Annotated in this window: 18 protein-coding genes; 10 read left to right on the top strand and 8 right to left on the bottom strand. The window is 42.3% G+C overall.

Annotated features, from left to right (window positions below):
* The first annotated feature begins 107 nt into the window (after nucleotides 1–107).
* The 3 genes from R7P67_RS03610 (at nucleotide 108) to R7P67_RS03620 (ending at nucleotide 1,972) form a co-directional block, all read left to right on the top strand.
* Nucleotides 108–302 carry a hypothetical protein gene (locus tag R7P67_RS03610; protein WP_127891143.1) on the top strand — a complete coding sequence of 65 codons (195 nt, stop codon included), beginning with the start codon at nucleotides 108–110 and terminating at the stop codon, nucleotides 300–302.
* A 396-nt stretch (nucleotides 303–698) separates the two neighbouring features.
* The gene (locus tag R7P67_RS03615; RefSeq protein WP_005375836.1) at nucleotides 699–1,019 is read left to right on the top strand and encodes a DOPA 4,5-dioxygenase family protein; all 321 of its coding nucleotides are present in this window, start codon (nucleotides 699–701) and stop codon (nucleotides 1,017–1,019) included.
* A gap of 326 nt (nucleotides 1,020–1,345) precedes the next feature.
* The gene (locus tag R7P67_RS03620) at nucleotides 1,346–1,972 is read left to right on the top strand and encodes a hypothetical protein (RefSeq protein WP_154203902.1); all 627 of its coding nucleotides are present in this window, start codon (nucleotides 1,346–1,348) and stop codon (nucleotides 1,970–1,972) included.
* Nucleotides 1,973–2,322: 350 nt separating this feature from the next.
* Here R7P67_RS03620 and R7P67_RS03625 read toward each other — a convergent pair whose 3' ends face one another.
* The 4 genes from R7P67_RS03625 to R7P67_RS03640 form a co-directional block, all read right to left on the bottom strand.
* Complete coding sequence (locus tag R7P67_RS03625; RefSeq protein ID WP_031781211.1) at nucleotides 2,323–4,104, bottom strand: sodium:solute symporter family transporter; 1,782 nt, start codon at nucleotides 4,102–4,104, stop codon at nucleotides 2,323–2,325.
* 686 nt (nucleotides 4,105–4,790) lie between these two features.
* The gene (locus tag R7P67_RS03630; protein WP_053307763.1) at nucleotides 4,791–5,507 is read right to left on the bottom strand and encodes a 3'-5' exonuclease; all 717 of its coding nucleotides are present in this window, start codon (nucleotides 5,505–5,507) and stop codon (nucleotides 4,791–4,793) included.
* Nucleotides 5,507–7,369, bottom strand: coding sequence for a putative nucleotidyltransferase substrate binding domain-containing protein (locus tag R7P67_RS03635; protein ID WP_262653019.1), 1,863 nt, complete (start codon nucleotides 7,367–7,369; stop codon nucleotides 5,507–5,509). Before R7P67_RS03635 ends, R7P67_RS03630 begins: the two co-directional genes overlap by 1 nt.
* A gap of 141 nt (nucleotides 7,370–7,510) precedes the next feature.
* Nucleotides 7,511–8,230 carry a FadR/GntR family transcriptional regulator gene (locus tag R7P67_RS03640; protein ID WP_005388529.1) on the bottom strand — a complete coding sequence of 240 codons (720 nt, stop codon included), beginning with the start codon at nucleotides 8,228–8,230 and terminating at the stop codon, nucleotides 7,511–7,513.
* Nucleotides 8,231–8,790: 560 nt separating this feature from the next.
* Between R7P67_RS03640 and R7P67_RS03645 the strand changes: the two genes are divergently transcribed.
* From R7P67_RS03645 to R7P67_RS03655, 3 genes are all read left to right on the top strand, one after another.
* On the top strand, nucleotides 8,791–9,507 hold the full coding sequence (locus tag R7P67_RS03645) for a FadR/GntR family transcriptional regulator (RefSeq protein WP_213871164.1): 717 nt from the start codon (nucleotides 8,791–8,793) through the stop codon (nucleotides 9,505–9,507).
* Nucleotides 9,508–9,695: 188 nt separating this feature from the next.
* The gene (locus R7P67_RS03650) at nucleotides 9,696–10,985 is read left to right on the top strand and encodes an MATE family efflux transporter (protein WP_372584768.1); all 1,290 of its coding nucleotides are present in this window, start codon (nucleotides 9,696–9,698) and stop codon (nucleotides 10,983–10,985) included.
* Between the two features lie 197 nt (nucleotides 10,986–11,182).
* Entirely contained in the window at nucleotides 11,183–12,226 is a 1,044-nt protein-coding gene (locus R7P67_RS03655) for a polysaccharide lyase family 7 protein (protein WP_262653022.1), read from the top strand.
* Between the two features lie 228 nt (nucleotides 12,227–12,454).
* On the opposite strand, the gene R7P67_RS03660 is transcribed toward R7P67_RS03655, so the two are convergent.
* Complete coding sequence (locus R7P67_RS03660) at nucleotides 12,455–14,200, bottom strand: hypothetical protein (protein WP_213871162.1); 1,746 nt, start codon at nucleotides 14,198–14,200, stop codon at nucleotides 12,455–12,457.
* A 569-nt stretch (nucleotides 14,201–14,769) separates the two neighbouring features.
* Here R7P67_RS03660 and R7P67_RS03665 point away from each other — a divergent pair.
* Nucleotides 14,770–15,543 (top strand): oligogalacturonate-specific porin KdgM family protein, encoded by a 774-nt coding sequence (locus R7P67_RS03665; protein WP_017634227.1) that lies wholly within the window; start codon nucleotides 14,770–14,772, stop codon nucleotides 15,541–15,543.
* A 76-nt stretch (nucleotides 15,544–15,619) separates the two neighbouring features.
* Complete coding sequence (locus R7P67_RS03670; RefSeq protein ID WP_213871161.1) at nucleotides 15,620–17,185, top strand: polysaccharide lyase family 7 protein; 1,566 nt, start codon at nucleotides 15,620–15,622, stop codon at nucleotides 17,183–17,185.
* Nucleotides 17,186–17,655: 470 nt separating this feature from the next.
* Here the strand turns inward: R7P67_RS03670 and R7P67_RS03675 are convergent, their stop codons facing one another.
* From R7P67_RS03675 to R7P67_RS03685, 3 genes are all read right to left on the bottom strand, one after another.
* The gene (locus R7P67_RS03675) at nucleotides 17,656–19,407 is read right to left on the bottom strand and encodes a polysaccharide lyase family 7 protein (RefSeq protein WP_318085876.1); all 1,752 of its coding nucleotides are present in this window, start codon (nucleotides 19,405–19,407) and stop codon (nucleotides 17,656–17,658) included.
* A gap of 322 nt (nucleotides 19,408–19,729) precedes the next feature.
* Entirely contained in the window at nucleotides 19,730–21,895 is a 2,166-nt protein-coding gene (locus R7P67_RS03680; RefSeq protein ID WP_258650179.1) for a heparinase II/III family protein, read from the bottom strand.
* 2 nt (nucleotides 21,896–21,897) lie between these two features.
* Nucleotides 21,898–24,063 carry a heparinase II/III family protein gene (locus tag R7P67_RS03685; protein WP_258650177.1) on the bottom strand — a complete coding sequence of 722 codons (2,166 nt, stop codon included), beginning with the start codon at nucleotides 24,061–24,063 and terminating at the stop codon, nucleotides 21,898–21,900.
* A 420-nt stretch (nucleotides 24,064–24,483) separates the two neighbouring features.
* Between R7P67_RS03685 and R7P67_RS03690 the strand changes: the two genes are divergently transcribed.
* Both R7P67_RS03690 and R7P67_RS03695 read left to right on the top strand, forming a co-directional pair.
* On the top strand, nucleotides 24,484–24,819 hold the full coding sequence (locus R7P67_RS03690) for a cupin domain-containing protein (RefSeq protein WP_005450851.1): 336 nt from the start codon (nucleotides 24,484–24,486) through the stop codon (nucleotides 24,817–24,819).
* Nucleotides 24,820–24,853: 34 nt separating this feature from the next.
* Nucleotides 24,854–25,786, top strand: coding sequence for a sugar kinase (locus tag R7P67_RS03695; RefSeq protein WP_005437155.1), 933 nt, complete (start codon nucleotides 24,854–24,856; stop codon nucleotides 25,784–25,786).
* Nucleotides 25,787–25,814: the final 28 nt, after the last annotated feature.

Below are 25,814 nucleotides of genomic sequence, written 5' to 3' on the forward strand. Positions count from 1 at the left end.
ATGGTCGATAAACCGATGCATGGGTAATGCCTGAACGTTCATCTCAAGCTCCTTTTGACGCTGCGGGTCTTTTGGACTGCAGCTGTTCATACAAAACCAGAGTTTGTATGGGTACTCAAACTCTGATATCAGCGCAAAGGCCATACCTAAGGTTGCGTGTGCTTTCGATAGCGGTAGGCATCTGTTCGTCCCTTAAACTATTTGTCGATAACATCGCTGCGACTATTTCACCGCAAGATACAGAGAAAGGCTTTTCTGTATCTAACCCTCTAACTAAATCGTGGTATAGCCAGATACAATAAGTGTAAACAAATTGTTAAATTATGCTTCATTTTGACTTTCGCTCAGTAGTAAAGTTTTGCTTACACCCTGATTTTGCAGAGTAATATGCTGCTATTTTGTTGGTGGTATTTTTAAACTCGAATTTAATTACTGGCTAATGAAACATATTTGCAACAAAATTTGGCTGTAAAATTTGACAAAGTGAGTCATTATTAATGAATCAACTCAAACAGTTGCTATATGATGAATTGCAAATTTTTGTTGTGCTCGAAGCCTCGACCTTATGAGAATGCATAACTTCTTCCCAACTGAGTGGAATCAAGGTAGGGTGACGGCATTACAAATGTATACCCTCGGCAGTCCTTGAGCTTATCCAAAGTAGGTGGTGCTCAAGCGGAAGTGATTATGGAGAAGTTATGTACCACGCTCATGTTTATTTTCCCCTAAGAGAACAAGATAAAGCGCAAGCCTTGAACGAGATCATCCGTCAAGAGCGTCAAGATGTGCTGCGTGTGTTTCCATTAGTTGGAAGGTTAGTTGGCCCACACAAGATGCCGATGTTTGAAATTCACCTAGAATCATTGAGTGAAGAGTTCTTGGCGTGGCTTGATACGATTCGAGGCGATTTTTCTGTGCTTATTCACCCAGTAAGCGAAGAAGAGTTGCTCGATCACACAGAACGCGCGATTTGGTTGGGCAGAGAGATTGGTGTATTTGAAGAAAAGTTAGAGAAATAGTTGCTCTTCTCGCCCATGCATGACCGCTTTGAATCCTTCTCTTCTCATTGCGGTCGCAGCTTCTGCTTAACGCCTCATCTTCATTGATGGGTGCGGAATCCCTCTCTTACGCTTTGCTGTAGTTATTTTTGTGCTAAACCTAAAAGTAGGCTTTCGAACTTCACGCACAAAGCGTGAAAATGTTGCTGTTTAGCATGCCATTAAATGAATTTTGGTGGTAATAAAATAATAAGTCTTTGATAAATCAAATAGGTATAGCAGGGAAGTGCAGTTTACGACCCCAACGCCATTGGCAGTGGCGCCGATAATTTATGAGGGGGAAGGGTATGTTTTCAATACTCTTGGTTATACTTGCACTCTATATATTTTGGCTGTTGTTTCGCAACGGGCCTGCGTTTGCCGGGCGTACCGCTCAAAAAAAACGTGACTGGGTTGGGCCTACCGCCAACAAAGAAGAGTGGCGAGGATTTTGTACGGATGTATTTCAGCCGTTCAGTTCTCAAACGACTTTCTACGCCATTGCTTATTTTGCCAATTACGTAGCAGCAGCGAACGCAATATCTTGGTCAACGATATACGAAGGCGATTATCCGGTCATCATAAGCCGATTTGGTAGCTACTTCATTTTAAGCACGCATGATGCACTGGTCGTAGCTGGGTTTATTGCGCTTGCTTTCTTTATCATTAATTGGCAACTTGCCATGCGCTGCTCTGGTATTCTTAGCCAGTATCTAGTGCGGATTCTTATTATTAATCAAAAGCGCTTTGTCGCGATTAGCTTGGTGTTTTGCAGCTACTTTTCGTACCTACTGACGCTTGGTATATTCTGGCTGTTCCATGATGGGTATTCAATCTGGCATGGATTAATGCTTAGCCCCGTGTTCCTGTTGTTAGCTTTATTGGTAGCGGTTGTTGTGCCATCTGCAAAAAGAGAAAATAGTGTACCTAAGTAATCCCGAGATGGTTTGTTCAGCGGGAATAGTTTGGCTTGTAGACTAGGTGGTGATGTAAAGGACTAGCGAGTCTAAATCACGAAGCGGTAACAAAGTATACGAGCCGAGATCTTTACTTCATCAGATATTTGGATGGCTTTGGGGCGTTTACTTAAGCAAGGTAGGCTGCACTTTTAACTCGATCAGATTATCACGTTCTGGTTTAGCCTTATCGAATGACAAAATAAAGCTGCAATTCGATAACCCTAGACAAGATGATATGTCTTCGTAAAAGGGGGAAGTGTTCGTACTGGGAACTTAGAATTAAAAAACGCGGCCAAAGAATAGCCGCGTTTATTAGAATAAGAGATTTAACTTTCTGTCACAGGTTCAGAGGCTTGTTCAGCGCTTGAATCCACAGCTTTTACAAGTAGTAGACCAACACCTCCGACGATGGCACCACATAGAATAAACACTAAGCGCCCCCATACTGGGTTAGGTAGCAGAGCCATAAACATGACACCTATACCTGCGACCGCGATAAGTTTACCCAGCATTTGACGTTGCTTGTTATCGAGTTTTCTCTGTGCCACTGATTCCGCTACAAGAGGCGTTGATAGGTTTTCAAAGAACTTATCGACATCTGCTTGGCGTTTGTCAGTTAGAGGCTTGTAGAATAGAGTCGACAACATGAAGAAGCCACCAGTTAGCGTCATGTGTCCGATTAGACCTATTGCTACTTTCACATCAGACCATTCTCGGCTAGTCAACTCCTCAAGGCCAAACGCCGATGACACCATATCAGCTGTGATAACAAACCCAACAAGGTAGGAAACGATGCCACCCACGACTAGAGTTCCCCAACCGGCCCAGTCTGGAGTTTTCTTGATAAAGAAGCCTAAAAACGCTGGAATTGTCATTGGGAACCCGATGAGCGCACCAACGTACATCATAGTGTCGAATAGACTCAGACCTTTTAGAGAGTTTATAAACTGCGCGATTAGAATAATTGCAACGCCAAATACCGCCGATGTTGCTTTAGAAACTGCGACTAGCTCTTTCTCTGATGCTTGGCCTTTACGAACGATCGGTTCATAAAAGTTCTTTACGAAAATACCTGAATTGCGGTTAAGACCAGAGTCCATAGAGGACATCGTAGCAGCAAACATTGCAGCGACCAGAAGTCCAACCATACCTGCTGGCATGTATTCTTGAACGAAGTATAGGTACGCGAAGTCGCCTGCTTTGTTACCAGCATCTGGATAAGCTGCCGCTAAATCAACACCTTGGCCTGCAATATACCAAGAAGGCATGAACCAAATGAAAACTCCACCCAACATCAATACACATGCTAGCAAAGCTGCTTTTTTTGCATTTTTAGAGTCTTTTGCAGCTAGGTAACGGTAAGAGTTCAACATATTGTTTGTAATAGAGAACTGCTTAACGAAGATAAAGAACGCCCAAATACTAAAGATGCTTAAGTAGTTCAGGTTGTTACCTGCAACAAAGCTGCCACTTTCTGCGACTGGGAAGTTAGAGATAATTTCAGTAACTCCACCACCTTGAACAATAGCAACGGCTGCACATGTGATCGTTACCGCCATGATGATGACCATTTGCATGAAATCGGAGGCGATAACCGCCCAAGAGCCGCCAGTTACCGACATCGCAAGTACAACTAAACCGGTAATCCAGATGGTTGCTGTCATATCAAAACCAAAAATACCTGAAGCTATAATAGCGAGGGCGTTAAGCCATACACCTGCAGAGACAACACTGTTTGGCATCGAAGACCAAGTAAATACTTGTTCGTTTGTTGTACCAAAACGCATACGAATGGCTTCTATGACAGTTACGACGCGTAACTGACGAAATTTCGGTGCAAAGTAAGCGAAGTTCATGAAGTAACCAAACGCGTTTGCAAGGAAAATAATAGCGACAGCAAAACCGTCATTGTAGGCTTTACCAGCGGCGCCAGTAAATGTCCAAGCAGAGAATTGAGTCATAAACGCCGTTGCTCCAACCATCCACCAAAGCATGTTGCCGCCACCTCGGAAGTAGTCGCTTGTAGTACTAGTAAAAGTTCTGAACATCCAACCTATTGCGATTAAGAATAGAAAATAGATGCCCACAATGAGAGTATTGAGTTCCATCTTTAGACCTTTGAAGTAGTTTATTGTCCTAAGTAATAGTAACGTTCGCTCCTCTTATTTGTAGTACAATAACTCAAAACCGTGACCGGTAAGGCGTAATAAACCCTTTAATTAATCATACAAGTGATCGGTGTCAGATATTGCTTTTCTCTGAAGCTGCTAAAAGTGTCGAGTTTAGGTATGGGTTCTATGAATATACTTATAAAGAATCTTAAGTCCTCTAATAAGAATGGACGCGGATTTATGCATATCTGGCAGAGGGATATAACATCGATTGATGTAGGATTGTTAAAAAAAAGCCCATGCAAGCCTGTACTGCATGGGCCAAACGGTACTAGTACCGCGAGCTGTCGGCTGAAGTTCGCAACAGCGGCTTTACATGATTACTAACCACTGCAGATGACGTTCGAGGGGACATCACCTGAATTCGGTTGTTTATGTAACGCTGCTAGATCTTCGACAATCATTGCGCACATGCAATGCTAAGCTCTCTAAAATGTAGTTATGATATGGAGCAACTAATCAGTTTACACTCGCTCTGATGTTGGCAAGTGACAATGGCTATTCGCTGCATTTTGCTAACGCCGACCCCATTAATGATATTGTATTATCAATTAAGGTAAATGCTGATGATACCAAATTGTGACAGAGAACATGTTTAGCAAATAGGCCTGTGATCTGGATGATTACAGGCTAAGTCGGTAAAGGGGCCCGACTGTCGCTTTTGTCTGAGGTGCGATACGGGTTTGTTGAACTAATAGTAACTCTGCAGTTGCAATTGCATCTGCAAGTGCATTATGGCCGTTGTAAGCGGGTAACCCGTAACGTTCCCTTGTCGCTGCTAGAGTCACATCTGATTCATCGGAAGCATTGATAGCTCTTTGTAACCTTTTTTCTATTCGCAAGGTGTCTATCCAAATGAGCGGCAACTCTTTTATGTTGAAAACTCGCTGTAAATATTGATTAATAAAGCTAGTTTCGACTATACATCCGTGCGCAACAATAACTTTGTTTTCTGCTGCTTTAAAGAATGTCCGCATTGCTTCATGAATAGAGATTCCATCAGTCAGCATTTGTTGGGTAATATGGTTAACAACTATGGTTTCGGGCTTGATTTTTGAGTCGCTATGTACATAAAGGTGTTGGCTTGTTGCTAAGTCAATATGGCTTTGTCGAATCTCTACCCAGCCCATGGAAAGAATGACTTCTTCCTCACTGTCTAAGCCAGTTGTTTCAAGATCAAGAACGATGAACTCAGTGTCAAAAGCTCGTTGATTTATGTCCAGATTTGGCGAGCGAAGCAGCTTTTTAAGATAAAGAGGGATGTGCTTCTTTTTAGAGTGCTTTTGTCTCTGACGATTTTTTCGTGTCAATGGATGAAAGTACTCAAGTAAGCGCTTCATTATCGGCTCCCAAAACGGAGTTTGGCGACTTCTTGTAGATCTGCAATGATGCGGAACGCGTCTTTTAAATGTTGACGTTCAAAACTACCGAACGTATTGGGGTCAATGTGGTTATTTGGCTCATCTCCACTTTTTAGTGCTTCTAATTGATGGGCAAATCGAAACGACAAGATGAATTGATATGCGTTTATTATATTTTTGTACGCGTCATGGCTGAGCAGCCCTTTTTCGTTGGCTGCTTTAAAACGCTCATCAGTTGCAGTGAGGTCACATTCAACTGCAAGACCATAAATCCTTGCAAGATCAATGATTAGATTAATCGCGTATTTTTTTACGTCGAGCGTTTTCTTGTTCTCTCCCGATTTTTGTAACACTAGGCTATTGAATATTCCTAGCGGTGGGTTTGTTTTCACCGCATCGTTAACTAACATCGTAAGGAATTCTCTATTAGCGTTGATGTTAGAGTGAAGCTCATCGCGAAGTATCTGTTCAAAGTCTTTGTTTCCATAAACGGTTCGGATTTCTAAAAAGACACTGATATTGAGGAGGCGCTCGTATTCAGGATTTGCCACCCATTTCTTATAGTACTTTTTCCAAACAGAGAGAGGCTGGCACCATTTAGGGGTCGCTGCCATAAATTTCCCTGGACACAATGGATAGTTACATTTACTCAGGCCATTACTTACTATCATTGCTAAATGTTTGAAGTAGATACGGTCGTTATCTGTTGCCGAATCATCTAATACGATGGCGCTATCTTGATCTGACAGCATATGTACTTCTTGGCGAGCATGAGATCCTGCCACAATCCAAGAGAAGTCACAGGGAGGTGTTCCCAACTTATCAATGGCTATTTGTATTAACCTACGAGTGTACGCATCCATAATCATGGTCATCACTTTACCAATGATTTCTGGTGAAACCCGTCCTTCGACTAATGCTTCAAAAATAGCTTGGCGCTCGGACGTAAAACTAGACAAAGCTTTGACACTGCCAGCATATTTGATCTTTTCAATTAAAAATATAGCTTGGACTCGATGGTTTTGAACCAAGTGCGTTGTTGTCAAAACGCCAACGACGTTATTGTCTCTGACTAGGGGTAAATTTCTTATGTTGTACTGCATCATAATGGAGGCTGCGTGTAGAACTAAATCGTCAGGATGAATTGTTTTAGGATCAGGCGACATGACTTCGACGACTGGTGTTGAGATGCTTAATCCTTTGGCGATGACTCGCTTTGTCATATCTCGGTCGGTAATCAGTCCAACTATTTTATTATCACGATAAACGACAGCGCAGGGAGAGCACTTATCGATCATCTCGTTGGCGACTGACTGAATGGATTGCTCAGCGGTTACAATTGCAACTCGACCACTAGCAACTTCCTCTACACGCCGAATAAACAACCCTTTTTCTTTGTTAGACCACACGACATCTAATGCTGACTTTAGCCGTACTTGAGCTTGTGATGCAAAATGTTCAGCACATTCAGGATGAGAAGTGCACAACTTTTTCAGCGCAGCATTTGGAATTACATAAACTAATGAATTTTCGATTGCAATTGCTTTGTATTCTTTTCCGCTTTCGACTTCGTTACCAAGAAAAGTGAAGCCAAACAAATCTTCCGGACCAAGTTTAGCTCTCAATATGCCATCAGATTTACGCTGTTCGATAGAGCCAGTTCTAATAATATAAAGTGACTTTTCGTTCTTAGAAGAATACTGATCAACAACATCCCCCTTGCTTAAATAAGTGATCTTAACAGATGAAGCAAGCTCGCGAAGTGCACCTTTAGGTACCTTGTCAAACGGATCAATCTGGCTGATAAACTGTATGATATTTGGCAGTAGCGAGTCGGTCATAACACAACATTCTCAAAATACATTTGTATTACTATATATCAAAATGTTGATGGTGTGCCATAAAGAATGGAGGAAACGAAATTAAAAAAGCACGCGAGATGCGTGCTTTTGCCTAGTTATTAGATCGCCCAAGCCCTAAGCTTAACTGGCTTCAGGTAAGCGATGTTTTGACTCCAACAAGTGGTTAGCCGAAGCTTGACGTGCTTTTTCAGCATTGCCTGCCATTATTGCTTCATAAATCTCACGATGTTCTTCGATGCACGTATTGCCTTCCTCAGATGAGTGAGCAATAAAGTTAATGAACATTGTAGTCAGAACATGCCCAAACGGTAAGAAAAAGTCGTTTCCGGTTGAGTTAAAAATAATGCTATGGAAACGAATATCTACATCCATCCAGCGCGCTTTGTCCAGTTCGTCTGCTTTAGCGACTTCCAACATATCTTGGAATGCTTCTGATAGCTGAATTCGCTGTTCCGCAGTGGCATTTTTCGCTGCGAGTGCACAAGCTTCAGGCTCTATCGCGCGTCGTAACCCCAAAAATTGATGACAGAACTGATCTATCTCTGTTAGACCGTCCATCCATTCAATTAATTGTGGGTCTAAAAAGTTCCAGTACGCTCGGTTGATGACTCGAGTACCAACTTTTGGACGTGACTCGAGTAAACCTTTTGATGTTAAAAGTTTTACGGCTTCACGCAAAGCTGTGCGACTGATACCAAACTGTTCACACAGGGACATTTCTCCTGGAAGAATGGACCCTTGAGGGATCTTGCCTGACAAAATGCTACGAGCAATTTCGCGAGCTACTTGCACATGTAAGCTGCGCTTGGAACCGGAGATAGAATGAAATTCACCAGACATAAAATCACTTATCGTTAAAATTGTATTATTTAAGCTTGGACTATATCATCCAAAGTGTAGCTCACCAAGAAGATGTTTACGTAATAACAGCTGTCTTCACAAATCCATTTTGAATCTCCGACTGCTTTATGAAGCCTTCATGATTATGATACTTAGCGTATAACAGATGAGGCCACCGATTCTTACATCATTCCTTATTTATTTGTTAGCTCAATATGTTAGTTAACTCTAGTCGCGCCTACTTATTGTACTCACTGATTTTCAATACACAGCACACAATTTGAATAGAAGATCAGGTTTCTTGTTAAATAAAGTGATATTGTATTATTATATACTAAAGATCGGTGTGCATGATGTTACTACTCGACCATTCAATATTGAGTTTGGCCAATATACCTCGCGAGTAAAAATCATATTCATAAGATCGTTAGATTTTAGACGCTAAATAACAGTGCTTTACATTTACACAGAAAGTCTCCGCCTTCAAAGCGTGTTTCATTTGGCCTTTTCTAATTATTAGTTAAACAAGTCGTTTAGGCTGTTGGCAATGAGGAATATAGATGGCAGAGTTTTCACTTCTCGGGAATTCAAATCACAAGATACATGTACAAGTAGCAAGACAGATTTCTCGCAAAATATTGTCAGGAGAATTAAGTCAAAATGAGAAACTCCCGAGTGAAATAGAGCTGTGTAAGTTGTTTGGTGTTAGTCGGACAGCACTACGAGAGTCGACGAAGTTGCTGTCTGCTAAAGGCTTAATTATCTCTAAACCAAAAGTTGGAACTACGGTACTACCAAGAAATTATTGGCATTTTCTTGATCCTCAACTCTTAGAGTGGATCCAAGATTTAGAAGATACTAAGCCGTTTCTATCTCAGTTTTTAGGATTGCGTAAAGCCATAGAACCAGAGGCGTGTGCGCTGGCAGCCCAAAATGCCAATGCTGAGCAAAGAAAGCTGTTGTCAATTGTATTTCAAAGAATGACGATGGCAGCACGATGTCACGATTATGATGAGTGGATTGCTAACGATCATTTGTTTCATCAAACGATATTCCTTTGTACCGATAATCACTTCTACGTTCCCTTCAGCAATATACTTTCGACCATATTTAAGGTGTTTATTGACAAGTCAGTTGAAGGAGGGAGGTTCTGCCTTAATGAGCACCGTGCAATTTATGATGCAATTATGGTCGGAAACTCATTTCAAGCTCGTTTAGCCTCTCAAACGCTGTTAAATGATGAGAATCAGAGGCTTTCCGACGCCGTGAATAGTTAAGAGCTTGCGTACATTTTATTGACTAAAAAGAGTTTTCTGTCGTTTCTTTTTGTCATGAACTTTGCCTAATGACAGAGCTCTTTAGTTTAAACGTTTAACCTCATTACAAAGGTTTACTAATGTTTTCCCAACCATATATAAAGAAAAACTTATCTCTTGCTTGGCCGCTTGCTCTTAATGCTTTGTTGATGCAATCAATGCTTATGATTGATACGCTGCTTGTTACGCCATTAGGTGAAGTTTCACTTGCTGCTATGGGGATTGCTACAACAATAGTTTCTTTTGTTTTAGGTATCCAAATGGCTCTAGCAAATGGGTCTCAATTGGTACTTAGCCGTGCCGTAGGCTCTGGTCATTATCTATCGTTAAATAAAGGTTTCTGGGCAGCTTTAGTTATCAACGTTCTAGTCGCATCCTTATTCTGGCTGTTGATTACTGTCTTTGATGAAGCGTTAATCAGTAAGTTGACGGATAACGTTGATCTCTATGCGGAGACAAAATGCTACCTTGCAATTGCTAAGTTCATCGTCATATTCAATGCCATTACTCAGGTTATGATTGCGGTGTTCAATGCGCTTGGACGGACCAAAGTTCCATTTAAAGGCTATTTGATTGAATTGCCAGTCAACGTGGCGATGTCTTATGTTCTGATTCACGGCCTGACTAATTTTGAAGGTATTGGCGTTCAAGGCGCCGCGGCGGGTAGTTTGGTTGCTATTAGTATTCGGCTGTTATATTTAACCATGTGCATTAAGCTTGATGATTCTATCATCTTGTCTATTAAGAAGCTTGATGCGTCATTGAAAAGCAATATACATAAGCATTTTAAAGAGATTTTCCCCGTCGCGGCGAACGTCACAATGTTACAAACTGGCGCAACGATATACATGTTGCTGTACTCGCAACTGACCTTAAATGCTTATGTCGCTATGACTATCGTGATGCCTTGGATCAAAGCGGGTACTCAGTTCATTACTGCTTGGGCGCATTCATCGGCAATCACGATTAGCCAAGCAATTGGATCAAGAAAAATGGATGAGCTGCGTAACAATGTCGATATTAGTATTGATATGGCCGTGATGATCTCGTTCGTTTCAGCATTTTTCTTTTTTGCACTTAGTTTCGTTCTTCCTGATTTGTATCCCGACTTAGACCCGAGTACTTACAAAGCGTTATCCGCGATTGCTCCACTTTACATACTGCTACCGATAGTACGTGGCTATAACACCGTTCATGGTCATATTTTGAGAGCGTTAGGTAAAACAACGGAGGTGTTTAAGATTAACTTTACCGGTCAGTGGGTAATCTCAATACCGTTATGTGCTTTGATGATTTTATACTTGGACCTTTCAGTGTTTTGGGTGTTTGCAATCATGCCGTTTGAAGAAATTGTTAAGGCATGGCCATTTAGGCATTTAGCACGTAAGTCTCTGAAAGGTTTCGATATTAATAAGGCAGACAAGCTAATGTACGATTGATCCTATGACTTTCGGATTAGGTCGAAAATATTCGTAGATGCTATGGACTAAAGAGGAGTATGTCTAGCTTATCATTTTGGCGTTTATCGAGTTTATAAATTGTGATCAATAGAGCACATCATAACTTCTTTCCTCGAATCATTCCTTTGCAAACCTTATTATATGTATGACAATATTACATATAATAAGGTTTGAACATGAAACTCAATCTACTCGTAGCCGCAATGGCTGTTACCTTACCAACTCTTGCTATCGCTTCTGATTTAAATAATGGCGTTGATTATCCAGTCCCTGCCGATAAATTTGATATGCGAAACTGGAAGATCACTATTCCTTCCGATATCAATGAAGACGGAAAAGTGGACGAAATCGAGGGTGTGGCGATGCTGAGTTATTCACACAAAGATTTCTTCTTCTTGAACGAAGAAGGCAACTTGGTGTTTGAAGTGCAGAATAAAGCGGTAACGACAAAAAACTCGAAGAATGCACGCTCTGAACTACGTGAAATGCCTCGTGGCGCTGACTTTTCTATTCAAACCGATGATTTAGCAAACCATTGGGCTTTATCGAGCAACCCTCAGGCTGCTAAACACAGTCGTGTAGGTGGAACGTTGGAAGCGACCTTGAAAGTGAACCATGTTTCTGAACACGCCAAATTTCCAGAGAAAGGGCCTGCTCATTCTGTTGTTGTCGGTCAAATCCACGCGAAAAAAATTGATGCAAAAATAAAAGAGGGTAAAGGTTATGGACATGGAAATGAACCCATTAAAATCTTCTATAAAAAATTCCCAGAACACAAAATGGGCTCTGTATTTTGGAACTACGAGCGTAACCTAGCGAAGGAAGATCCAAATCGTATTGATATTGCATATCCAGTATGGGGAAATACTTGGGATAACCTTGAAGAACCAGGCCAAGCAGGTATCGCTCTTGGTGAAGAGTTCAGCTACAAGATAGAAGTTCAAGGAACTATGATGAACTTGACGTTTGAAACAGAACGCCACGAGACAGTGACTTATTCCATAGATCTCAGTAAGGGGATTGATAGTAAGGACTTTGAGCATGGCTACGCAGAAGACATGTTCTATTTTAAAGCAGGAGCTTATGGTCAATGTAGCGTCAGTGAGTCTCACCCTGTGTGGGGTACAGGATGTGCGGGCACCGGTGATTTTTCAGTCGACAAGAAAAACGGTGACTATAACAGCGTGACATTTTCTAAGCTCAAGCTAAATCAAAATTGAAACTAATAGAAAGCTAAGAGCTACTCGATTTCTACTTAAGCCTCATCGATTTGATGAGGCTTTTGTTTTCAGTGGAATTCTTTAAAAGGTAAGAAACAAGATAGAGCAAGCAATCACTGGGACTGGCTTGAATTTAGAGTATTGTGTTGAATTTTGTTCTTCTGAAGAGGTAAAAAAATAAAGCCAGGCTCGAAAGCCTGGCCTAGTATCAAGTGCTACAAAATAACACTAGAGTTGCTTTGAATCGATGTTATCGAAATATGCTTTTGTTGAAGCACCACTTGTGTCCCCTACATAAATAGTCAGTTGTGATGGTGTATTCGTTGCGTCTAAGCCTGTTTCGGACTGACTTGGCGCATCAACCGTTTTTCCATTAATAGAAACGTTAATCTCATCACCATCCCAAGCTAGGGACATTGAGCTCCAAGCGTCAGTCGTAATAGTGCCTATTTCTACGTCATCTGATCCTGCTTCGGCTTCAACTTTACCACTGCCCGAAATTCTCAATTCGTAGTAACGATCTGAGTTGTTTTTACCTGAGCCAACATTAATGTATGTAGTTTTTTCGTTGTCTGACGGAATGTAAACATCGAATGACACGCTACCGTTTGATGTTGCTCCGTTTGAAAACTCGCGCGTAACGTATGGTTTGTTGGTCGTATCTGTGTCGGATATTAGCAGAGAGTTAGTGCCGCTCTTTGATACGTCATCACTTACTACAGCCACGGAGGTCAAGGTGGAGGAGTCATCAGCAACCGTATTGTATTCTTTCCAACTAGAGTTTGCTGAACTGATATTTGTTCCTACTGGGTATGAGTCAAAGTTTTCACTCACGTCTTCTGACGGTTTATCAGGATTAGAACTTCCGTCTGAAATGACAACCGCTTCGCTTGATGCACTATTGTAAATTGTCGCAAGGTCTAAGCCTGGAATGTAGTTGTCAAAATCCTCTTCTAGAACCAACACTTCAGAGCCCGAATCACTAGAGTAAATCTTCAAGTTGTCTGCATTTAATTCAAAGTTTGTAGTGTTGCCATTATCACCTAGTCTCAGTGATACATAGGTTACAGCGGTGCCATCAGCGACAGGTAACATTTCACCTATTTGTTTACCGTTAACCGAAAAAGAGAAGAAGTTTTCTATCCAACTGACTTCTATCGCGAGGTTTTCACCTAACTCAAACGTGTCGCCTGTTTCCGTCAAGTTTCCACTTGCATCGCGGTATTTGATTTTGCCGTTTTCAAATGCCACTTCGCCATGCAAGTTGGAATTCGAGGTTTTTGCTGCATAAAATGAGATGTAAGCATTGTCACCAGAACCGTCGGCTTCCTGTTCTGTTTCTTCATGATGCTGGTAAGTTAGATCTACAGTTAGTCGGCCTGTTGAAATTTCTGAAACACTCGTTGAATCAGACAGCTTGATTCGTAACTCACCGGTGTCTTCTTCTGTTCCACCTTTATTGGTATCCAAAATTTGTACGACGTTGTTATCGCCAGCGTCATTATTTGCCGCTGCAACTGCATCTTTCACCGCATCGTTTTCTGATTCATCGTTACCGGTGAAGTTTCCGTCATTTGTTCCTGAGATGGTTAACATGCCGTTTGAAACTTCATAAGTCCCTGTTAACTCGGTAGGGTTACCTAGATCGCTCTCGTCATAAAGGTTGAATGTAAGCGTCTCTGTATCTTTATCTTCGGTATAAGTTGAAGTGTAGATTGTGTAAGTACCGAAGTTATCATCATCGTTATAATACTTTTGCGTACCGTCTTCAAAGACATAGACGTTTGGCAGGTCGTGCTCATCATCGGATTTCGCCACAGTGGCTGGTGTTGAAATATCCCACATACCTTGGCTCAACTCAGACTCAGTTTCTGTTGGTGGGGGAGCCGATGGTGCATCCCTTAAATCAGTGTTACATCCGGTTAACAAACCTGTGGAAATAGCAATTGCTGCTGCAATTTTTGTTACTTGCATGGTAGGTACTCACTTCTATGTGTTTTTATTTATGTAATATTGTTAGACAAATAGTTTCTGTCATCTAGATGGTTTTATCAATAGAATGATCCGACTCACACTAGATACAATGATTGCTCACTGAAGTGATGAATAAGTCACACAAAATAGTTGAATATCAACATCAATAAGAGCTGAACGTTTATGAGGTTGAGGGCTTTCTTTATAGAGAAACAGCAAAAACTAAAGGTGATTTAGGAAAGAAATTTGATTTCACATCAAGATTTTTGATTTTAAATCATTGAATTTACTGTTTTTTATATTTTTTAATCTTCTTCTTTATCATATGAAACGAGTTAAAACATTTCTCTGTAAGTGATGTCTACAAAGGTCGTTTTAGAATCAGACATAGCTAACACTTTTGAATATATAATAATACAAATTGTCAGTTGAGGGGCACTTACATGATTAATATCACAGAACTCTCATGATGAATTAACTAGTATTTGTCATACATTAATTCAATAGTGTTGAATCAGGTCCAGGGATTTAAGTGGTATCCCAAAAAATATATACAGAGAGATATAATCATGAAAGCAGTTACAACAATGTCCCTATTCGTTGCTTCCACATTAATGGCGGGAGCGGTTTCCGCAGCAACTTTAGACTATCGCGCAGAATATAAGCATGAGAGTGAAACTTATGCCCAACGTATCAAAATTAGTGGTAGTTCTAAAATTAACGATCAGACCAAACTGAACTTTGGTGTTGAACAAAAATTCCATAGTTACGACAACTCGCATTTTTGGGATCAACTCGTTGCTGGTGATTCTGAGTTTGATTGGGGAGTTCGCTACCAAATAAATAAACAATGGTTTATCCAACCAGGGATGCCTATTACTTTTGGTGATGATGACGAAAAAACCACTTATAAACCACAAGTTCGTGTTGGTTACAAATCCTCTTTTGGCTTAAGTACCGCTTTACGTTACCGACACGAATTTCAAGTTTATTCAGATGGTGCAGGTAACAAAACACTAACGGATGGTACTTCGGTAAGCGTTGCTGGGAAAACAGTTGAACAAGGTAAGTGGACACTGACAGGCTCTTACGATATGCGTCAGTTTGATAACGAGTACCTTGATAACGTCAAGCTGAGCTATGAGATCAACTACAACAAAAACTATGACGAAGTGCGTTTATCTGATTGGAAAGATTCTGAGTGGGATGCTGGCTTAATTGTTGGTTACCAAATGGGAGATTTCCGTCCTTACTTTGAATTGTGGAATGTCAAAGGTAAGGATGGTTCAACCACGGATGACCGCCAATTGAGAACACGCCTTGGCCTTAAATACAGCTTTTAACCCGAGTGTTATTGCCTAATTGTTGTTACAGCAAAAGAGCTGTTAATTCATTTTTATATTGTAGGTGTTAGATTACATGAAGCATATTTTCTTCAAAAGCTTGTTAGCTTCTTCTATTTTACTTGCTGTGGGCTGTAATAGTACGACGACCATGGTAGATCCATTTCCAAACAACCAAGAAACTGGTGCTGATATTCTGACTCCCGTTACGATAACGGCGAGTAGTCATGATGGTAATGTTCCAGAGCAGTTGTTTGACCAAGATATTATGACACGTTGGTCAGCAAATGGTGATGGTGAGTGGGCGATGTTGGATTACGGCTCGGTTTATGAGTTCGACGCAATTCAAGCCTCGTTCAGCAAAGGTAACGAACGCGTCAGCAAATTTGATGTTCAGTTTAGTACTGATGGTGAAAACTGGGTGACGGTTATTGAGGGTGCGCAAAGCTCTGGTCGCGCACTTGGCTTAGAGCGCTTCCAGTTTGAGCCTGCAGTAAAAGCACGCTATGTTCGTTACGTTGGCCACGGTAATAGCAAAAACCAATGGAACTCAGTTACTGAGTTAGCTGCAGTTAATTGCGGAATTAATGCCTGTCCGGCAAGTCACATCATTACTGATGACGTCGTTAACGTTGAAGCGGCTATGATTGCGCAAATGAAAGCGGAGCAAAAGGCACAAAAGGATTTACTCAAAAAGAATCGTAAAGGCGACTTTGGAGCACCAATCGTCCGTCCTTGTGAAACGACTGTGACGTGTGATCTTTCTAAAGCGATGCCTTACCCTACGTTACCGAAAGAGCCACTCGCTACAAATGCACCGGGTGAAAACTTTGACTTAACACGTTGGAAACTGACGACACCTTTCGACCATGACAAAGATGGTCGTGCTGATGATATTGATGAGTGGGACTTGGCTAACGGCTTCCAACACTCTGATATATTCTACACAGCAGATGATGGCGGAATGGTATTCAAGAGCTATGTGAAAGGCGCTCGAACTTCTGAAAACACTAAATACGCGCGAACTGAGTTACGTACCATGCTTCGTGCTGGTGATAAGTCTTACAGCACAAAAGGTGTAAATCCTAATAACTGGGTATTCAGTTCTGCACCAGTTGAAGATCAAAAAGAAGCGGGTGGTGTAGACGGTACGCTTGAAGCGACTCTGAAGATTGACCACGCAACCACAACTGGTCAGTCGCATGAAGTTGGCCGCTTTATTATCGGCCAGATTCATGACAAAGATGATGAGCCAATTCGTCTTTATTATCGTAAGCTACCAGACCAACCAACAGGTACAGTTTACTTTGCTCACGAAAAAACCAAAACTGGAACAGAGGATTACTACAGCTTAGTGGGTGATATGACTGGTGAAATCGGTGACGATGGCATCGCGCTAGGTGAAAAATTCAGCTACATCATTGATGTGAAAGGCAACACAATGACAGTTACGGTAAAACGTGATGGTAAAGATGATGTTGTTCAAGTCGTAGATATGAGTGACAGTGGCTATGACGAAGGTGGCAGATATATGTACTTTAAAGCCGGTGTCTATAACCAGAATATGTACGGTAATCCAGATGATTACGCACAAGCTACTTTCTATAAATTAAAACAATCTTTTGGTAAGTACCAAGGCTAGTTCTATCACTTTTAGTTGATTGAAGTCCTTTGCCCTCAGCTTTGTAGCTGAGGGCTTTTTTTCTATAGAAGAATAAAACAGCTCAAATATTATTTTAATTGACATAGATAAATTAATTTAAAAATTTATCACCATAGATAGGTAATAATTATTGATTGCTTTTATCTTCTGACAATGTTTATTTTTAAGTGCTAATGTATATTAGAGTAGTTTAATTGGTTAAATTTAAAATAACTCAGCGTTAGGGTAGATAAATATCTCACGAAACTATAGAAGCTGTTTTTAAGCTGCCTAAGTGGAGGTTGATTTATATATTTATCGTAGAAGGAAACACTATGCGTGAAGCGAGTTGAATTGTGGTGTTCTAAAAGAAGAGGCCACGAGAAAATAAATTTCCCGTGGCGGCAGTATGAGCTTTGTTCGTTGCTTTAGAGCAAAGTAGCAAGCCTATTGCTAAGAGATTGAAATGACTATTGATGAAGAGTGCTCAAAGCACTAAAGCTCACATCAAAGATTTCTCCTCGATATGCATTATCAGGTTTAAACTGAGGGTAAATTCCGGCTTTGAAGTAAAACGCAATATCAGGCGACGCCCATCTTTCAGTAAGAGTATAGGACTTGTTGCTAGCGGTGTCTGAGTATGCTTCTCCCCACTTCAGTGTGTGCGAGACCATATTACTGCCATCTGCATCGTAGGTGGCTAAAAACAGTCCTTCCTTATCGGCACGGATCGTATATTGCCAGTCTTCGTTTACCGCGTAGGTACCAAGCTTAACGCTGAATGCGTTGCAATCAGTACAGTCTTTGTTGTTATCAAGTTTGTAGTTATCGTTCAGAATAACTCGGACTGGCTTATTGTCACCTTCCCAAAGTAACTTCACGAGTGCTTGGCTGATTTTCCAACCATGTATCTGGCCTACCACGACTTTTGGTAATTGACCGTCGATTTTAGGGTATTCGTTAATTCTTAGTGTTGCGTTTAGCGTATGCGAAGTTGCACCGGTGCGACTATCTTCAATATACCAACTTGTCTCTTCATCGCTGGTGCTGCAATCCGGGGAGTTAGTACTGATGTAGAGCTCTCGCAATTCTGAACGGATGTAACTGGAGTTGGCCGTTGACGTGCCGTAACCCATATCGGCGCGGAAATGCATGCTACCGTCAATAACATTGAAGTATGATAAATCAATCTCGCGTTGGTAAACGCTCTCTTCGTTAGACAGAAGATCTTTACTTGAATTACAACGCTCAGGCTCTAATTCAGCCGCGCTGTCACCGCCAAAACCATACCAATCATTTTTGCTTGCAGGAATGGTTAATTTCCAATCGTCAATATTCCAAGCTATTGAATCAGTATGGTCAGTTTTGGTTAGTCCTAACTGCTTAAATTGTACCTTTGCTTCACCGTTTTCAAACTGGTTATAAACTCCGGCTTTAAAGTAGCTCAGGAGGTGCTGCCAGTAGGATACATCTACATTTACCTTTTGCTCATCGTTCACTTTAATGGTTAATGTGTTTTCTCCGATTTTTACTTCGAATCGCGTGAATGCGTTGAGATCGGCTTTTCCTAAATCATAACGATTGTATGATGTTGCATAACAATCTGATGCGCTAGAAGGTAGACTGCAATCTATGGCATTGTTCTTTACTACCGCCCAGTAATGACCAGTGATACTGTTTCGTTCTTGTTCCCAAACGATTCGTAACAAAGGGTGTGGGATAGCACCTATACCAGAAGTATCTGTGCCTTTGTTATGAATTTGCAGGAAAGTGACTTCATCGTGGTTTGCAGGGGAGCTAGCCATTGCAAGGTTAATCTCTGGTAATCGAACATCTGCATACAAAGTTCTAAAGACGCCTTGTTCTGAAATGTTAAAGTTTTCTCGCTCACGAACTTCTGAGCGCATTTTGTAGTTCGACATTTTAAAGACAAGGTAATTGGAATCATTTTCTGCGTAAAAGTGGCCACTCTTATAATCCGAGAATGCTCCATTTTTGACGTCACTGTTTTTGTTTCCCTCCTCCCCATTGGGATCTGATACTTGTAAATCTGAATTACTCAATATGTTTTGAAATTTTGCTATTGAGTATGGTGCTACATGCTCTTGGTGTGGAATATTTGGTTTATCATCTTGGCTTGTAGGGGAGGTATTTCCTCCACACCCTATTAATCCAAGCCCAGAGAAGCTTATTAGAAGCAATTTAGTTGATTTTATAAACACAGTAGTACGTCTCTTACACCATCCAATATTTGTAATACAATATCATTTTAGTGTTGTTGGGGAGTAGTTTAGTCATAAGTTAAATAGTAAAAGTGTTAATTAAATCTCAGAAGAGTTCTATATCTATAAGTGGTGTCTTTGATAAGGCGTAAGGTTAAGTTATGTTTGTTTTTCCTAAGAGTTATTAACGGTTTTACTATGATTAAACGCTAATTGATAAGCTCATGTAGAGTCATGTAAACAATCAAAAAAAGCCGAACATGACGTCCGGCTTTGAATTAGTTCCCGATTTTTACATTAATTTTTAGTGACTATCTAAAGATTAAATTTGTGCGAATGCGCCTTCCCAAGTGTAAGTCACACCGTCGAACTCAACGCGATGTGCCGCGTTTTGCTTGTCTTCGTCTAGGTTGCAGATAGCGAAGTGGTAAGCGTTGCCTGTGGTGGTTTGCAGACGAATCACGGTACCCACTTCGTTGTTGCCAACGACGGTTACTGACTCTACTAGACCACGAGCGCCAACCGATGCTTCGATAGACTCGTTGAAGTAACCGTGTGTCTCTAACACAGAAGCAAACACGTGGTTTTGACCAGATTGACGTAGGATCAGTGCTGGTTCGCTCTTCAAGTTGAAGTCTGGATCATTTGCGCCAGTGCGAGTGAAGAACACTTTGCCGCCGTTTGTTGCGCTTGTGATTAGCGAGTAGTAGCTGTTGTCGTGCAACCAGCTTACAAGCGAGCTGCCTTGAACTTGGCCTGAACCCACATTCCATAGATGCTCGTAACCGTTGTCTTCGCCCATTGGACGCAGTGTGCTTTCTACATCGTATTCAAAATCCGTACGGATGATTTGACCAGAGTAGTGCACCGGCAGGTCGTATTGGTGCTCTTGATCTGCTTCGATGCGGTAAACATCAATCACAAGCGGTTTTTCGAATTCTGGCAATTCAGCAAGAATGATGCTGCGCTGCATGTCTACACCGTTGTAGTAACCAGAAATACGACCGCTCATGCCTTGCAGCTTTTCATCATCAGCTTTGAAGAAGTGCTTAGAACCGAACTTGGTTTCTGCTAGCGCTGTGTCGAAGTTGTTTTGCGTTTTTTGGTCAACCGTAACTGTGTTGTGCGCGATTGTCTGCTTACAGTAAGACTTGTTCTCTGGGATGTAACGACCGCCAAATTTAGGCTCAACGTTTACCCAGCGACCAAAGCCGTAATCGTGCAGCACTTCATGACCGCGGTTAAACACGCTCAGGTGCAGACCATCGTAGTGACCGTGGTCTAGCGCTGAGTGGTACTGGTGATCGGAGCCGTGCTGACCAAACCAGATAAGCGCCATGGTGTCGTCGTCTTGTTCGTCACGATGACGAAGAATGCTTACACCGCCTTTTTCGCCTTCTGGGCCGTCTGTTACGAATAGGCTACCCCAGTTGAATGGCTTGATGTTGTCTGCAGCTGCAACCGCATCAGACAATGTTTTGCCTGAGATATGAACCCAAACGTCTTGTTGGTGGTCTGCCATGCCAAGTAGCGTTTCAGACTGCTCGTAACGGTGGAAACATACTGACGTTGCCATGATTACGCCTTCATCGTTAATCGAAATCGTCTTCGACGAATCGTTCAATGCTGGCAAAGTACCATCTGGGAATGCCGTCTTAAATACTGCGTAAGACGTGGTCTTGATGACGGAGTCGTTGAACTCGTAAATACCAAGCTCAGGCTGACGACGTTCAATCGCTTCTGCGAATAGGTAGATTGGACGTAGCGAGAAACGGTGGTAGTAAGGACCTTCCATGTAGTAGCCGTCTGGCGAGAACAGTTGGTCTAACTGAGCTAGGAAGCCGCCGCTAACTTTGTCCAGTTTCAAGCCGTAAAGCGCTTTGTCTACTGCATCTTGATCGTTAATTGCGTAACCACAGATACCGACTGCTGCTACTGCCCACAGACCGTGGTTGTGTACGATGTCGAAGTCGTGACCGTAAGTGACTACGAACAGCTCAATCATTTGTTTGAACAGGTCGTTTTCGATCAGTGTTTTTTGCTCTTCTTCCAATGTGTGGTAAATGCAGCTGTACGCACAAGACGCATATAGCATCCACATGTTCTCGTTCAGAGTTTGGTGGAAGATCTTACCCGGAGGGTTAGAGTCACGGCTGGTGTTGCTCTCTAGCGTCGGGTAAACCTTCGCGTAAGCCGTTAGCATGTCCACGATGTAATCACGGTACTTCTGTTCGCCAGTGATAAGGAATAGGCGACCCGCTAGATCAATGTGGATGTAGTTTTGCTTGTGGCGGTTGTGCTCGTAACCACCGCCTTCGCCGTGACCTGGTACTTCAATCCCCACCTCTGCCATGTAAGCGTCAGTTTGTTTGATGTCACGTGCTAATGCATTTCCTAATAGGCTATCCGTGCCAAGTGCTTTGCTTAGTTCTGCCGCTTCTTCAAAGTTCATTAATAGCGGTTGGTAAGACTGGGTTTGGTAGCTCATTATTATTTCTCCTGCCCGAGTGCGTTCACTTCTAGAGAGTAGAAGCCATTCCAGCTGTAGGTTTTACCGTTCATTTCTACTTGGTGTGGGGTTTGGTCGTCAGCGCCTAGCACATTGCTGATCATCACAGTAACTAGTGATTTTTCAGTCGTGATTTCTACGATGCTGCCAACGGCGTTGTAACCCACGACGCGGATATCTTTCACCTGACCACGTGCATTCACAGACTGCTCAAACTCTTCGTTGAAGTAGCCGTGTGTTTCTAGCACAGAAGCAAATAGCGTCGATTCGCCCTTGCTGCGTAGAATGAATGCCGGTTCGCTACGTAGGTTAAAGCTTGGGTCATTGGCGCCAGTGCGAGTGAAGATTACTTCATTATCACCGTTTTGTTTCGCGCTGCTGCTTGTGCCTAACCAAGTGTAGTAGGTGTTGTTTTGTAGCCAGCTAACCAGCGCCGTATCTTGCACTTTGCCGCTTGCTACTTTCCAAAGGTGTTGGTAACCGAAGTCATCGCCAAGCGTGCTCAGTTCACCAAAGGTTTGGTAATCGAAGTTAGTACGTACGATTTGACCATCGTATTGATGAGAGTAGTCGTACTGATGCCCGCCTTCACCTTCGATGCGGTAAAGGTCTAGCAATAGCGGTGCTTCAAGCTCATCTAGGTTAAGCATGAACACACTGCGCTGCATGTCTGTGTTCGGGTAATGGTCGTTCGCAAACGCGCTCATACCGTTGATTTCAGTGCCTTCTACTTTAAAGAAGTGAGGCAAACCGTGCACTGAATCAGCGCGGTCTACATCGAAACCATTCTGACATTGCTCATCAATCGTTACCGCGTTGTGCGCGATAGTTTGACGTGCGTACGATTTGTTTTCGTCTAGGTAACGACCGCCGAATTTAGGCTCTACATTTACCCAGCGACAGAAGCCGTATTCACGCAGCACTTCTTGACCACGGTTGAAGAAGGTAATGCCAAGCGTATCGAAGTTACCATGTCCCATGCCGTGTTGGCCGTAGTTCATCACAAGCTGTGACACATCACCGGTTTTATCCTGCATACGGATAAAGCCTTGCGCTCCGTTGTTACCCGTTGGACCTTCGTTTAGTTCCACACTTGGCCAGAAAGGCATACCGATTTCACGGTCTGCGATGGCTTTATCATAGGCTTGAGAAAGCTCAAGACCACAAGGGTGCATCCAAACGGCGTTTTGAATCTTCGCCATGCCTAGGATGTTGTCATCCATACCGTAGTGTTTGCTGTAAACGCTCACTGCAACTTGAACACCCATGTCGGTAATACTCATGGTACGAGATGCATCGTTTAGGGCAGGGAACTCACCATTCGGGTAAGCCGTTGCCAGCATCGCTTGTACTGTGTTGCCAATCACTTTGTCTTTGTAGTTGTAAATGTCTACTTCAGGCATATGACGGTGCACTACTTCTGCAAATACACAAGTTGGACGAATCGCATAACGATGGTAGTACGGACCTTCCATGTAGTAACCAGAAGGGGCGAACAGTTGTGAGATTTGCGCTAGGAAGCCACCGGTATCATCACGGTCTTGACCGTATACCGACATCTCTAGATATTCAGGTTTGCCAATAGCTAGACCACAAATACCAACAGCAGCAACTGCCCAGATACCGTGGTTGTGAATACGGTCGAAATCGTGCGCGTATTTCACTGTGAACATGTCTAGCATTGGTTCGAAAATGCGCTCAACAACGGCTGTGCGCTCTTCTTCTGTCATCACTGATGCCACGCAAGAGTAAGCAAGGCTAGTAAACATTAACCAACAGTGTTCATTAAGGATCTGGTGGAAAAGACGACCTGTTGGGTTAGTGTTTTTCTGTACGTGGAAATCAAAAGTGAGGTACTTCTCTGCGTAAATAGCGAGAAGATCTTTAACGAACTGCGCGTACTTTTCTTCTTGAGTGATCAAGAACAAACGACCCGCTAAGTTCATGTAGGTATAGTTTTGTTTGTGACGGTTGTGCTCGTAGCCACCCGCTTCGCCGTGACCTGGTACGTCTAGAGGTAGACGCATGAAGGCTTCAAGTTCCTTGCGATTCGCTTCAATGGATTTGCCCATTAAGCTCGGCTTTCCGACTTCCTTTCTTAGTAGTTCGACTTCTGCTTCAGTCAACAAAATCGGTTGTGTAGTCATTTCTTTACCACCCTCAGATGAAGTGTGTTGTTTTCTTAAACTTTCTATAAAGTAATACAATATTAAGTTTGGGTGTAGTTTTTGTGGCAAAAAGGGAGAGTGAAATCACGCGAATTTAGCTAACCCATTGATTTATATTGTTGTGGTAATCCTTGCTGTGACTGATGTTTCGGCGTTATCAATCGTTAAGTGGAATGCTTTAGCTAGCACCGTTTGATGAATATCACATATTTTTAGATATATTGTATTACAATTAAAATAGATCGGATATGCTCGTTACCAATTCGACAGCAGACCCTTTCGCTTCGCGTTTCACTTTTATCAATACGACGCTTTTTTAAGAGGACCTTTTAATTAAGCATGGTTAAGAATGAAGTGCCGTAGGGTTCGCTTTAATAGAGACTTTTTAGGAGTATGACGATGAATTCTTTCTTTGTATTAGATGAGAACCCGTGGGAAGAGCTAGGCGGCGGTATCAAACGTAAAATTGTTGCTTACACAGATGACCTAATGGCGGTTCACCTATGTTTTGATAAAGGCGCGATTGGCGCTCCGCATACTCACGAAATCCACGATCAAATCGGTTACGTAGTACGTGGCAGCTTTGAAGCGGAAATCGAAGGCGAGAAGAAAGTACTAAAAGAAGGCGACGCATACTTTGCTCGTAAGCACATGATGCACGGTGCGGTTGCACTAGAGCAAGACAGCATTCTTCTAGACATCTTCAACCCAGCACGTGAAGATTTCTTAAAATAATCTATAGCGCAACCTCAGTTGCTAAGGTGACAACATGAAATCATTAAACATCGCGGTCATTGGCGAATGTATGGTTGAGCTACAGAAAAAGGAAGGTCAGCTAAAGCAGTCATTCGGTGGTGATACGTTGAATACCGCACTGTATTTATCTCGTTTGACCAAAGCTCACGATATTAAAACCAGCTATGTAACGGCTCTGGGTAACGATCCTTTTAGCCAAGAAATGCTATCAGCATGGCAAGAAGAGGGCATCGATACTAGTCTGGTTCTTTCTGTTAAAGAAAAGCAACCAGGTATCTACTACATCGAAACCGATGAAACTGGCGAACGTTACTTCCACTACTGGCGTAACGAAGCGGCCGCTAAGTTCCTATTCGAACAAAACGAGTCTCCGCTATTAGTCGACAAACTTTACTCGTACGATGCGGTTTACTTGAGCGGTATTACATTAGCGATCCTTACTGAAGAAGGTAAGACGCAACTGTTTGGCTTCCTTGAGCGCTTCAAGGCACAAGGTGGTAAGGTTATTTTCGATAACAACTACCGTCCTAAATTGTGGGAAAGCCGCGAGAATGCCATGTCTTGGTACCTTAAGATCCTTAAGCACACAGATATCGCACTGCTCACATTTGAAGATGAGCAAATGCTTTACGGTGACGAGCATCTAGAACAGTGCATCGAGAGAACCTCTGCACTGGGCGTGGATGAAATCATCATCAAACGTGGTAGCAAAGATTGCTTGGTTGTCGCGAATGGCGAAGCGCAATATGTGGCGCCAAACAAAGTCGACAACGTGATTGATACAACAGCGGCTGGTGATTCTTTCAGTGCAGGCTTCTTGGCGAAGCGTTTGACTGGCGGCAATGCAGCGGAATCGGCTTACTCTGGCCACTGTATGGCTGGCGCGGTAATTCAACATAAAGGTGCCATCATTCCACGTGAAGTGATGCCAGATCTTCCTTTGTAATTCTTTTGCGGAGCGTTGAGTAATCGGC

The organism is Vibrio sp. Vb0937 (genome assembly GCF_033338855.1).

Coding starts and splice junctions, on each gene's coding strand:
- R7P67_RS03645 (WP_213871164.1), top strand. CDS start 8,791: ATGGCAGAGTTTTCACTTCTCGGGAATTCAAATCACAAGATACATGTA.
- R7P67_RS03690 (WP_005450851.1), top strand. CDS start 24,484: ATGAATTCTTTCTTTGTATTAGATGAGAACCCGTGGGAAGAGCTAGGC.
- R7P67_RS03610 (WP_127891143.1), top strand. CDS start 108: ATGGGTACTCAAACTCTGATATCAGCGCAAAGGCCATACCTAAGGTTG.
- R7P67_RS03620 (WP_154203902.1), top strand. CDS start 1,346: ATGTTTTCAATACTCTTGGTTATACTTGCACTCTATATATTTTGGCTG.
- R7P67_RS03670 (WP_213871161.1), top strand. CDS start 15,620: ATGAAGCATATTTTCTTCAAAAGCTTGTTAGCTTCTTCTATTTTACTT.
- R7P67_RS03680 (WP_258650179.1), bottom strand. CDS start 21,895: ATGAGCTACCAAACCCAGTCTTACCAACCGCTATTAATGAACTTTGAA.
- R7P67_RS03615 (WP_005375836.1), top strand. CDS start 699: ATGTACCACGCTCATGTTTATTTTCCCCTAAGAGAACAAGATAAAGCG.
- R7P67_RS03655 (WP_262653022.1), top strand. CDS start 11,183: ATGAAACTCAATCTACTCGTAGCCGCAATGGCTGTTACCTTACCAACT.
- R7P67_RS03695 (WP_005437155.1), top strand. CDS start 24,854: ATGAAATCATTAAACATCGCGGTCATTGGCGAATGTATGGTTGAGCTA.
- R7P67_RS03625 (WP_031781211.1), bottom strand. CDS start 4,104: ATGGAACTCAATACTCTCATTGTGGGCATCTATTTTCTATTCTTAATC.
- R7P67_RS03650 (WP_372584768.1), top strand. CDS start 9,696: ATGCAATCAATGCTTATGATTGATACGCTGCTTGTTACGCCATTAGGT.
- R7P67_RS03685 (WP_258650177.1), bottom strand. CDS start 24,063: ATGACTACACAACCGATTTTGTTGACTGAAGCAGAAGTCGAACTACTA.
- R7P67_RS03665 (WP_017634227.1), top strand. CDS start 14,770: ATGAAAGCAGTTACAACAATGTCCCTATTCGTTGCTTCCACATTAATG.
- R7P67_RS03635 (WP_262653019.1), bottom strand. CDS start 7,369: ATGACCGACTCGCTACTGCCAAATATCATACAGTTTATCAGCCAGATT.
- R7P67_RS03630 (WP_053307763.1), bottom strand. CDS start 5,507: ATGAAGCGCTTACTTGAGTACTTTCATCCATTGACACGAAAAAATCGT.
- R7P67_RS03640 (WP_005388529.1), bottom strand. CDS start 8,230: ATGTCTGGTGAATTTCATTCTATCTCCGGTTCCAAGCGCAGCTTACAT.
- R7P67_RS03660 (WP_213871162.1), bottom strand. CDS start 14,200: ATGCAAGTAACAAAAATTGCAGCAGCAATTGCTATTTCCACAGGTTTG.